The following is an 8,801-nucleotide window of genomic DNA, read 5'->3' as shown; positions in this document are numbered from 1 at the left end:
AAACACACAAATAAAGGGAAAATAGTGTCTGAATCTTCGATTTTTTGCCGTTTAAACCCAAGATGGGCAAATATCAGCAGTTATTCAGACCTTCCTTAGAGGCTTAGTTCCGACGCGTATAACACCAGTCATCAAAAAAAGATCTAATCCGTAACGCCCATTGCCCGGGCAGCGATTTGTTTCTTTAGTGGGGCAAGCTTCTCAAACCAACGCATGCCGGTATTCCGTAACCAGCGAACCGGCAGCTCGTCCCGGGCAAACAGCTGCTTGAAGCCTTCCATCGCAGCCATCATGGTAAGATTCTCCCCTTTCCGGCGACGCTGGTAGCGGGCCAGCACCAGGGCATCGTCCGGGGACAGGTTGCGGGCCTTGGCCCGGGCCAGCTCTTCCAGCAGGGCCCTCACATCGCCATAGCCCAGGTTGGCACCCTGGCCCGCCAGCGGGTGAATGGTGTGGGCGGCGTCCCCAACCAGGGCCAGGCCGTCGGTAACATAGTCCTTGGCGTGGCGCTGGCGCAGCGGGAAGGCAAAACGCCCGGAAACCTCCAGTACCTCACCCAGTTGCTGCTCAATGGCAACGCCCAACGCCTGCCGAAACGCCTCGGTGTCCAGCGCCATCAGGCGTTTGGCTTCCAGCGTATCCTGAGACCAGACAATCGAGCAGAAATGGTCGTCGCCGGCTTCGTTCAGTAGCGGCAAAAAGGCCAACGGCCCCGTTGGCGAAAAGCGCTGCCACGCGGTATAGCGGTGCGACTGACGGGTGCGAACCGTACACACAATCGCCTGCTGGTCATAATCCCATTCCCGCGTGGCCAGGCCGCTCCATTGCCGCAAGCGAGACAAGGCGCCGTCGGCTCCGACCACAAGGCGGGCATTCAGGCGCCGACCGTCTTCCAGCTCAACACCGTCACGGCCATGCCAGGCCTTCACCCGGACGCCATCAAACAGGGTAACGCCACTGTCAGCGAGTTCTTCAAACAGCGCGCGCACAATGCTCCGGTTCTCAACAATGGTGCCCAGTGAACTGGCGTGCAGCTCCGCTGCATCAAAATGGATACGCCCGGTGCCGTCACCATCCCACACCGTCATCTGGCGATAGCCACAGTGGCGACTGCCCTGCACCCGCCGCCAGGCACCCAGCTCATCCAGCAGGCGCTGGCTGGCCAGGGAGATAGCGCTGACGCGGGGCTCAAAGTCGTTCACGTCGGTTGCCGGGGCCGCCGGTGCAACCAGCTCTGCTGCCGTGGCACCTTCAATCAACCCGACCTGCCAGCCCTGGCGAGACAGCCCCAGGGCCAGTGCTGAGCCAATCATGCCTCCACCCACAATCAGGATATCCATCTGCGAATTGCCGGAATCACTGGTCATTGCGGGCAGGCTCCTTCGAACAATCGGCACGGGAAACAACGGGTTTACGGCCACCGGTGCCCATGGCTTTGCGGGCAAACCAGCGCTTGGCGCCGGGCACCAGATCCAGACCTACCAGGCCCGCGTCCCGGGCGGCCGCCAGAGGTGGCAATGATTGCCCGAACACACGAATCAGGGAATCCGAAAACTGCACGGTTTGCTGCCAGTCCTGCCGGTGCAGACGCTGATACTCACCCAGGATCGACAGATCACCCAGAGGCGTACCCTGGTCCACCGCCCGCTGGAACTGCTCCACCAGGGTCATCAGCCCACGCAGGGCCAGGTTAAACCCCTGCCCGGCTACCGGGTGCAGCGCGTGGGCCGCATTACCCACCAGGGCAACGCCCGGGCGCACGGCTTCATCCACCGTGATCAGTTTCAACGGGTAATAATGGCTCTCACCTATCCGCGTAAAGCGCCCCAGGCGCCAGCCAAAACGCTCCTGCAAGGCCCGGCACCGTTGGTCATCGGACAGCGCCAGTACCTGCTCCAGCTCACTGTCGGTGAGCGTCCACACCAGGGCTGACTGGTTTTCCGCCGTCACCGGCGAGCCATGGGGCAACAAGGCCATCGGGCCCGCCTCGGTGAAGCGTTCAAAGGCGGTAAACCCGTGCGAGTCGCTGGTGGAGACGTTGGCAATCAGGGCATTCTGACCGTAGTCTTCGGTTCGGGTTACAAACCCCAGCTGTTCCCGAAGGCCAGAGCGGCCGCCATCGGCCACCACCAGGCACTGCCCGGTCAGACTGTACTGTTCATCGCCCTTGCGAATCTCGACGCAGACGCCACCAGTCATCGGCGTCATACCGGTGACTTCGGCCGGCGCCTGCCAGCTCACGGAGGTGTCCAGCAGCGCCCGCATCAGGCTCAGGCCCATCCAGCGGTTGTCGGCTACGTAGCCCAGGGCTGCCTGGCCATGATCCTGCGCATGCAAACGGGTTGCGCCAAATCGCCCCCGGTCCGACACATGGATGTGATGGATTGGCGTGGCATGTTCCGCCAGTACCGACCACAGCCCGAGGTTTTCGAAAATCAGCCGTGAGCCCCAGGCCAAAGCCGTAGAGCGCGCGTCATAACTGGGCTGATAGTCTTCGGGCAAGGCATCCGGAGACAACGGAAAGGTTTCCACCACCGTTACCCGTAACTCAGGCACCACTCGCGCCAGCGCCAGTGCCAGGGTAGCCCCGGCCAGGCCGCCACCGGCAATGATCAGATCGGTATCGGTACGGGTGTCTGTCACGGTGTCAGTCCGCCATCAGCGCTTCAATCTCGGCAATGGTCTTCGGAACATCGCCGGTCAGAACACGGCAACCTTCTTTGGTGACCACCACATCGTCTTCAATGCGAATACCAATGCCGCGCCATTTGGCGTCTACATTGGCGTTGTCCGGCGCGATGTAAAGACCGGGCTCCACCGTCAACGCCATACCCGGCTCCAGCTCACGCCAGGCATCCCCTACCTTGTAATCGCCCACATCGTGAACATCCAGGCCCAGCCAATGGCCGGTCCGGTGCATGAAGAAGGGCTTGTAGGCCTCGCTGGCAATTGCATCCTCAAGGGAGCCAGACAGCAGCCCCAAATCAATCAACCCCTGGGTAAGCACCTTCAGTGCCGCTTCGTGGGGATGGTTCCAGTGGTTACCGGGCCGTACGGCATCGATCGCCGCGTACTGGGCCGCCAGCACCACTTCGTACAGGGCTTTCTGTTCCGGGCTAAACCGGCCGCTGACCGGGAAGGTACGGGTGATATCCGAGGCGTAACATTCCAGCTCGCACCCGGCATCGATCAACACCAGGTCACCGTCTTTCAGGGGCGCGCTGTTCTCGATGTAATGCAGGATGCAACCGTTGGCACCGCCACCCACGATGGAAGGGTACGCCGTCGAGCGGGCACCGTGCTCCATGAAGGTGTGAATCAGCTCAGCTTCCAGGTTGTATTCGTAACCACCCCGGCGCGCCCGTTTCATGGCCCGGCAATGGGCCTCGGCACTGATCTGACCAGCCTTGGCCATCACTTTCACTTCTGCCGCGCTCTTGTACAACCGCATGTCGTGCAGCAGGTGCTCCAGGGCCACGAACTCGCCGGGCGGATGGGCGCCTGCGCGCACCTTGCTGCGGATAACCTTGACCCAGTCCATCACCCGGTTATCGAAGGCATGGTCCTTGCCAAGCGGGTAGTAGACCCGGCTGCGGCCTTCAATCATGCCGGGCAGGATGTCGTCGATGTCGGAAATCGGAAAGGCATCATCCATTCCATAACGCTCAATGGCGCCTTCCTGCCCCACCAGGAAACCGTCCCACAGCTCTTTCTCGGGGTTACGCTCTTTGCAAAACAGCACCACCTCACCGTGCTCACGGCCGGGAATCAACACCAGCACGGCTTCGGGCTCACCGAAGCCGGTCAGATACTGGAAATCGCTGTCCTGGCGAAACGGATGCAGCACATCCCGGTTTCGGACCCGTTCCGGGGCCGCCGGCAAAATCGCGATGCTGTCTGGCGCCATACGGTCCATCAACTTGCGCCGGCGCTCGGCAAACTCTTTCATGGAAATCATTGAGGTCATGATGTCTCCAGATTAATGCAGGGTCGGGGTGTTAGCCGGCTTTTCCGGTTCGTTGAACTCGGTAAACACCGCCAGAGCACCCAGCCGGATGTATTCGGTAATCTCCAGCAACTGCTGCTCGCTTTCTTCATCCGATTCTTCATCTTCCGACAACTGGCTGATGGCCACCATGTCTTCAATCAGCTCGCGAATCTCGTCCGGAGCCTGCCCCAGGGATGCTCCGGCCGCCAGTGCCATACCTTCCAGGAAACCCCGAACCCAGGCCACCAGAGCCTCAAGGCGCTGATCAATGGCGTAATCGTCGTCCGGCAGCAGCGGGTGAAAACTGAGGTCTGAGGACTGCAGCTGCGCCAGCGCCGTCTGGTAGGCGCCATTCATAAAGGGCGCCAGATCCCCGGATTCTTCCATGGCCTGGGTGCCAAGCCCCATCTGTTCACAAACCATGGCCAGCCATTCGTCTTCCTGAATACGGGAACCGGCCGCCAATCGACCACACAATGCACCATGCAGCTCGGAGGGGTGGCTGAACGCCTTGTGAGTGGTGTAAACATTGGCCCAGCGTTCAAATTCAGCGGCGCGGGCAGCACCTGTGCTATCGGTGTCAGACATGAAACCCTGTGTTCCTGTGTCAGGGGAGCCTGGCCGTTCTACCAGCCGGGTTCCGTATACATTTGAGCAAGCCTCTATCCTAGCATTCCGGCAGACAAGTGGCACTTCCGGGTACCGGCAGGCTTGCTTTTGCACTGGCAAAAATCAAAAATGTTATAACGTATCAAAGCTGCGAGAGGTACCAACCATGTTTTACCCACGCGCATCCGCACGTTCAACAACCCTTCTGCTATCACTCAGCCTGGCCGTATGGCCGGTTCTAGCCTCCGACAACCCTGGCGCACATCAGCATGGGCACGCCGATCTGCAAATGGCGATTGATAACGAGCGGGTAGATCTGCTGCTTCTGTCACCCGCCTACAACCTGATCGGTTTCGAGCACAAGCCCCGCACGGATGAACAGCGCCAACGGTTAAACGACACCGAACAATGGGCCAGTGGAACCGCCATGATCAATACCATGGCCGGCAACTGCACTCTGGTCTCCAGCGCCATGCACGTCGGCTGGAACGAAACCAAAGACGATGACCACAAGCACGACCATGGCCACAGTCATAACCATAGCCACGACCATGACCACAACTCCGGCCATGCAGACATCGAAATTACCCAGACACTCGCCTGCCCGAATTTATCGGCGTCCACTCAGTTCGAAACCGGCCTGATGGCACGATTCCCTGAACTTGAGAACCTGAACGTGCAGTGGGTCGGCCCACAGGGACAAGGCGCCACACGCCTGTCACCGGGTAACATCCAGTTCCGGCTGAACCGGTAGTGCCCCAACGGGCTACTCGCTGTATGGTTTGACCGACGACGCCACCAGTGAATAAGAGGACGTACCGAGATCATTCTCGGTACGTTCGATGACCAATTCGCCTTCTATCCACACCGGGTCATACAAAGCCCGGAGCGTGAATCCTTGTTCATACTTGACGTGAATAATCTGGTTCGGCGGCGGCGGTGGCACATGAATACAGGCGCCATAATAGGGAACCAGGAAGAACTCGAGGATACGCATGTCGTTGGTGACTTTCAGGGGCACCACAAAACCCGGAATCCGGCCTTCTACGTTAGCCATTTCCGGTACAACCCGGCCGGTCATGATTTCATCCGGCAACAGGGCGGGGCCGTCTCCATCGTGTTCAATTTCCGGCATACTCTCCAGCAGCGCCAGATCCTCGGCCGGCATCAACTCCAGCCAGTCGATCTCCCGCGGCTCTGCCAGGGCAATGGATGAAACCATCAGCAGTATCATCGGTCCAAGCCGCGCAAGCAGTTTCCGGATTTGCAAGGTATCGAACATGTACAACCACTCCCCATGGGGTCAACCGTGTAACGGACACCATCATACAACGGCAAAGACAGCACGGATATGAGCACCGAGACAGCAACAACTCAATCCGGTTCCAGTATACCGGAACCCACGATCGCGACCCGCCAGCTAGCCTTTCGGTGGCCCGGCCAGACAACTGCGACGGCGTTTCCCGATATCCGGCTCGCCCGGGGAGAACACCTGTTCCTGCATGGCCCCAGCGGCACCGGCAAGAGTACTCTGCTGGGATTACTGGCGGGTATGCTGGCCCCGGAGTCTGGCACCATCGAACTTCTGGGACAGCCGGTGTCCAGCCTGAAGGCCGGCGCTCGCGACCGGTTCCGGGCAAATCACATGGGCGTGATCTTCCAGCAGTTCAACCTGGTGCCTTACCTGAGCGCACTGGCCAACGTAACCCTGCCCTGCCGCCTGTCTGCGGTACGCCGCACCCGCACCAGCCCAGACCCTGAGACATCGGCAGCGGACCTGCTCAGGCAGCTAACGATCCCGGATGACCACTGGCACAAAGGCGTGACCGAACTGTCCATTGGCCAGCAACAACGAGTGGCGGCTGCCCGGGCATTGATTGGTGCACCGGAGATCATCCTGGCTGATGAACCGACCTCGGCACTGGATGCCGACAACCGGGACCGCTTTCTGGACCTGTTACTGGCGCTGGCTGAACAGCGGCGCAGCTCGGTTATTTTTGTCAGCCATGACCGCGCGCTGGCCGGCCACTTCCATCATCAACTGGCTTTGGGGGCGAACTCATGAGCAAAGTAACACTTGCCCTTTCCCTCGCCACAGCCAGCCTCTGGTACCGCCGCCGGGTGCTTGCCCTGGTCTGCCTGACACTGACCCTGAGCGTGTCCCTGCTGCTGGGCATCCAGTATCTGCGCACCGAGATCCGCCAGTCTTTCACCAGCACCATCAGCGGAACCGACCTGATTGTCGGCGCCCGCAGCGGACAGCTCAACCTGCTGCTATACACAGTGTTCCATATCGGCGACGCCACCAACAACATCCGCTGGTCCAGCTTTGAGAAACTGGAGCAGGATCGCCGCATTGATTGGGCCATCCCGATTTCACTGGGGGACAGCTATCGGGGCTATCGGGTGGTCGCCACCAACGATCAGTTCCTGGCCCGGCTCCAGTTCGGCAACAACCAGTCTCTGCAGCTTGCTCAGGGCGAGTGGTTTGACGACCTGTTCGACGTTGTCCTCGGCGCCGGCATAGCCAGGCAACTGAACCATCGCCTGAACGATGAAATCGTTCTGTCTCACGGTGGTGGTCGCACCAGTTTTTCCAATCACACCGACCTGCCTTTCAGAGTATCCGGCGTGCTAGCCCCCACCGGCACACCTGTGGACCAGGCGGTCTATATCAGCCTTGAGGCCATGGAAGCTATACACGTAGGCTGGGAGTCTGGTGTTGCCATCCCTGGCCGAGGCTTGTCCCCGGACCGTGCAAGAGTCCGGAATCTAACCCCGGACTCCATCACGGCGGCCTTTGTTGGTCTGAGTCAGCCGATCCTGACGTTCCAGGTGCAACGGGAGCTGAATCAGTCACGGGATGAGCCGTTATCAGCGATTCTACCCGGTGTTGCGCTGAGCGAGCTTTGGCGGATGATGGGGCAATTTGAAAAAGCGCTGCTGGGGATCAGCGCCTTCGTGGTTGTTACCAGCCTGGTCGGCCTGGTGGCGGTTCTGCTGACCCTCCAGGCCCAGCGCCAGCGGGAAGTGGCGGTTTTAAGGGCCACAGGCGCCTCCCCGGCGCTGATCGCGTCACTTTACAGTTTCGAGTGCGTAGTATTGGCCCTCACCGCCTGCCTGCTCGCCCTGATTGTCGGGGCTGGCGCAATTGCCGGCCTGAGTCCCTGGCTGCTGGAGCAGTTCGGTATCCAGATCAGCCTGCGCCCGTTGAAACGGGACGAGTGGTTACTACTGGCTGCCGTTCCGGTGTCGGCCCCGCTTGTATCACTGGTGCCGGCCACCAGCACCTGGCGAAAGAGCCGGAAACAGGGCTTTGGTGCCGCCAATACAGACTGAACCCGCGCCGAAAGTGATGGCCATCACGGGAATCCGCGCCATGACAATGCGTTAAATTGACCGGTTTGGCGTCGACACTTATAGTAACTCACACTTACATCACTGTTGTTGGGCACGTCATGGAACAGTCCGAAGTACAGGCATTAGCGGACAAGCTGGACAAGCTGATTGAACGCTGCGAAAAGCTGGAGAAGGATAACGCCCTGCTGCGCGAGCTGCAGGACGACTGGAATCGGGAACGAGCCCAGCTTATGCACAAGAACGATCTTGCCAAAAACAAGATTGAAGCCATGATAGGCCGCCTGAGGGCGCTGGAGCACCACTGATGTCAAAGTCATCAACCACCGTTGAAGTCAGAATACTCGACAAGGAATACCTGGTGGCTTGCCCGCAGGAAGAGCAAGAAGCCTTGCTTCGTGCGGCCCGGCATCTGGACGCCAAAATGCGGGAAATCCGCTCCAGCGGCAAAGTATTCGGAACCGAGCGCATTGCCGTGATGGCCGCGCTGAACATTACTCACGAGCTGTTGGAGCGCGACACCATGTCTCACGCAACCAGCACTTTGCTCAAAGCCATGGACAGCCGGCTGGACGAAGCACTCGGAGAATCCTCCGGAAGCTGATTTCAGAAAGATTCGGGGAATAGGGTTGCAATCGGCCCCAACCCTGCCCGTATAATGGGATCAACTTCCTGGGCTGTTCGCTGGTCGGGTACGTCCTCGAGCCGATGCGCACTACCCAGGTGGCCACTTCAGGGCATTGTGAGCATGTCCCCCAAGGGGGAAAGCCTAATATGTCACAGCGGCCACCGACCTTGAACTTTGGGTTCAAGGGCTACATCCGATAACGGCAGCCCGGGAAGCTTT

At 59.8% G+C, this 8,801-nt stretch carries 10 protein-coding genes and 1 other RNA gene; 6 read left to right on the top strand and 5 right to left on the bottom strand.

Annotated elements, in window-relative coordinates; genetic code table 11:
* Window positions 1-143: 143 nt before the first annotated feature.
* From ABIE59_RS05445 to ABIE59_RS05430, 4 genes are read right to left on the bottom strand one after another with little or no spacing between them, the layout of a single operon-like run.
* A complete protein-coding gene (locus tag ABIE59_RS05445; RefSeq protein WP_354444967.1) occupies window positions 144-1,367 on the bottom strand; it encodes an FAD-dependent monooxygenase in 1,224 nt (407 codons plus the stop codon).
* A complete protein-coding gene (gene ubiH / locus ABIE59_RS05440; RefSeq protein WP_354444965.1) occupies window positions 1,357-2,643 on the bottom strand; it encodes a 2-octaprenyl-6-methoxyphenyl hydroxylase in 1,287 nt (428 codons plus the stop codon). The genes ABIE59_RS05445 and ubiH overlap by 11 nt, the downstream gene beginning before the upstream one ends.
* 4 nt (window positions 2,644-2,647) lie before the next feature.
* Window positions 2,648-3,967, bottom strand: coding sequence for a Xaa-Pro aminopeptidase (gene pepP, locus ABIE59_RS05435; RefSeq protein ID WP_354444963.1), 1,320 nt, complete (start codon window positions 3,965-3,967; stop codon window positions 2,648-2,650).
* A gap of 12 nt (window positions 3,968-3,979) precedes the next feature.
* Window positions 3,980-4,576, bottom strand: a complete 597-nt coding sequence (locus ABIE59_RS05430; protein WP_152439152.1) for a UPF0149 family protein — start codon at window positions 4,574-4,576, stop codon at window positions 3,980-3,982.
* 187 nt (window positions 4,577-4,763) lie between these two features.
* On the opposite strand from ABIE59_RS05430, the gene ABIE59_RS05425 reads away from it, so the two are divergent.
* Window positions 4,764-5,351 (top strand): ZrgA family zinc uptake protein, encoded by a 588-nt coding sequence (locus ABIE59_RS05425; RefSeq protein WP_354444961.1) that lies wholly within the window; start codon window positions 4,764-4,766, stop codon window positions 5,349-5,351.
* 12 nt (window positions 5,352-5,363) lie between these two features.
* On the opposite strand, the gene ABIE59_RS05420 is transcribed toward ABIE59_RS05425, so the two are convergent.
* The gene (locus tag ABIE59_RS05420; RefSeq protein ID WP_354444959.1) at window positions 5,364-5,879 is read right to left on the bottom strand and encodes a DUF3299 domain-containing protein; all 516 of its coding nucleotides are present in this window, start codon (window positions 5,877-5,879) and stop codon (window positions 5,364-5,366) included.
* A gap of 69 nt (window positions 5,880-5,948) precedes the next feature.
* Here ABIE59_RS05420 and ABIE59_RS05415 point away from each other — a divergent pair, with 69 nt between their 5' ends.
* The 5 genes from ABIE59_RS05415 to ssrS all read left to right on the top strand — a co-directional run bounded on the left by ABIE59_RS05415 (window position 5,949) and on the right by ssrS (window position 8,800).
* Complete coding sequence (locus ABIE59_RS05415) at window positions 5,949-6,662, top strand: ATP-binding cassette domain-containing protein (RefSeq protein WP_354444957.1); 714 nt, start codon at window positions 5,949-5,951, stop codon at window positions 6,660-6,662.
* On the top strand, window positions 6,659-7,936 hold the full coding sequence (locus tag ABIE59_RS05410) for an ABC transporter permease (RefSeq protein ID WP_354444955.1): 1,278 nt from the start codon (window positions 6,659-6,661) through the stop codon (window positions 7,934-7,936). The genes ABIE59_RS05415 and ABIE59_RS05410 overlap by 4 nt, the downstream gene beginning before the upstream one ends.
* A 119-nt stretch (window positions 7,937-8,055) precedes the next feature.
* Window positions 8,056-8,262 carry a TIGR02449 family protein gene (locus ABIE59_RS05405; protein WP_061330711.1) on the top strand — a complete coding sequence of 69 codons (207 nt, stop codon included), beginning with the start codon at window positions 8,056-8,058 and terminating at the stop codon, window positions 8,260-8,262.
* Entirely contained in the window at window positions 8,262-8,558 is a 297-nt protein-coding gene (locus tag ABIE59_RS05400) for a cell division protein ZapA (protein WP_354444953.1), read from the top strand. Before ABIE59_RS05405 ends, ABIE59_RS05400 begins: the two co-directional genes overlap by 1 nt.
* A 62-nt stretch (window positions 8,559-8,620) precedes the next feature.
* A non-coding RNA gene (gene ssrS, locus ABIE59_RS05395) (6S RNA) lies at window positions 8,621-8,800 on the top strand.
* Window position 8,801: the final 1 nt, after the last annotated feature.

The sequence above is a fragment of the Marinobacter sp. MBR-99 genome (assembly GCF_040547575.1).
GTDB lineage: Bacteria > Pseudomonadota > Gammaproteobacteria > Pseudomonadales > Oleiphilaceae > Marinobacter.
The sequence above is the reverse complement of the archived record's forward strand: the minus strand, read 5'-3'. Positions and strand labels throughout refer to the sequence as shown.